This window comes from Amycolatopsis sp. NPDC102389 (assembly GCF_044765885.1).
In the GTDB taxonomy this organism is placed as follows: domain Bacteria; phylum Actinomycetota; class Actinomycetes; order Mycobacteriales; family Pseudonocardiaceae; genus Amycolatopsis.
This window is the reverse complement of record NZ_JBIWKX010000138.1, coordinates 1-1,311: the sequence shown is the minus strand read 5'-3', so window position 1 is coordinate 1,311 and position 1,311 is coordinate 1. Positions and strand designations below refer to the sequence as shown.

Genomic DNA, 1,311 nt, shown 5'->3' with positions numbered 1-1,311 from the left:
TGTCTGAGTTCAGGACATGTCGGACAGTTGATGTTTCAGGACCTCACGGACACTGACCGGCCTGTCGGCGTGGTGACCAGGGCTTGTGTGGTGATCATGCTGCGATGGGCAGAGCAGGGTTTTCGATGGATCCTGAGTTCGTCGCCGCGGTCGCTCAGGTCGCCGCGGGCGGGAAGATCAACGTGGCGGGGTTCTGCCGCGAGCACGGGGTGTCCCGGGACACCTTCTATCGGTATGTGTCCCGGGTCCGCAGCGAGGCGGCGAACGGATTCACCCGCCGCAGCACCGCCCCGCACCACCGTCCCACCGCCTTGGGCGCGGAGGTGGCCGAGGCGGTGCTGCGGGCCCGCAAGGAACTCGCGGACGAGGGCTGGGACAACGGGCCGATCTCGATCCGATGGCGGCTGGAGAAGACCGGTTTCGTGCCGTTGCCTTCGACGTCGTCGATCTACCGGATCCTGTGCGAGCACGGCCAGGTCGAACCCGAACCCCGCAAGAGACCCCGCACCCGGCGCCGGTTCGAGTACTCCGACCCGAACGGGTGCTGGCAGATCGATGGCATGGAGTACTACCTGGCCGACGGTCAGAAAGTCTGTGTCATCCAGATCCTCGATGACCACTCCCGCCTCGACGTCGGCTCCTATGCCGCGAGCAGTGAGAACGGCGCCGACACCTGGGCCGCACTGCAACAGGCCTTCGCCGGCCACGGCCTGCCGGTGAAAGTGTTGTCCGACAACGGGTTAGCCTTCTCCGGCAAACACCGCGGGCAGATGGTCGAACTTGAACGCCACCTCGCCGAACACGGTGTCGCCACCATCGCCTCCAGGCCTTATCACCCGCAAACCTGCGGCAAGAACGAACGCGTCCACCGGACCCTGCGGAAATGGCTCGCCGCCCGACCGCCAGCCGAGAATCTTGCCGCCCTGCAACAACTTCTCGAGGACTACCGCCAGATCTACAACGACCACCGGCGCCACCAAAGCCTCGACGGTCACACCCCGCGGCAACGCTACGACGCCAGCCCCAAAGCCACCCCCGCCGGCGGCCGCGAAGCCTCCAGCGGCTGCACGCAACGCATCGTCTCAGCCACCGGCGTCATCGCCTTCTCCGGCTGCTCCATCATCCTGAGCCGCCGCTGGACCGGACACACAGCCACGGTGTTCTGGCAAGGCGACCGCGTCACCATCATGATCGGCGACACCATCGCCCGCCAGCTCACCCTCAACCGAGCAGTACGCTACCAACCACTCAACACCAAACTGTCCGACAAGTCCTGAAACACATCTGTCCGTGAGGTCCTGAAACAGCACA

At 65.3% G+C, this 1,311-nt stretch carries 1 protein-coding gene; it reads left to right on the top strand.

What is annotated here, in order from left to right; all coding sequences use genetic code 11:
• Positions 1-125: 125 nt before the first annotated feature.
• A complete protein-coding gene (locus ACIRGA_RS40855) occupies positions 126-1,277 on the top strand; it encodes an IS481 family transposase (RefSeq protein ID WP_400952971.1) in 1,152 nt (383 codons plus the stop codon).
• The last annotated feature ends 34 nt before the right edge of the window (positions 1,278-1,311 follow it).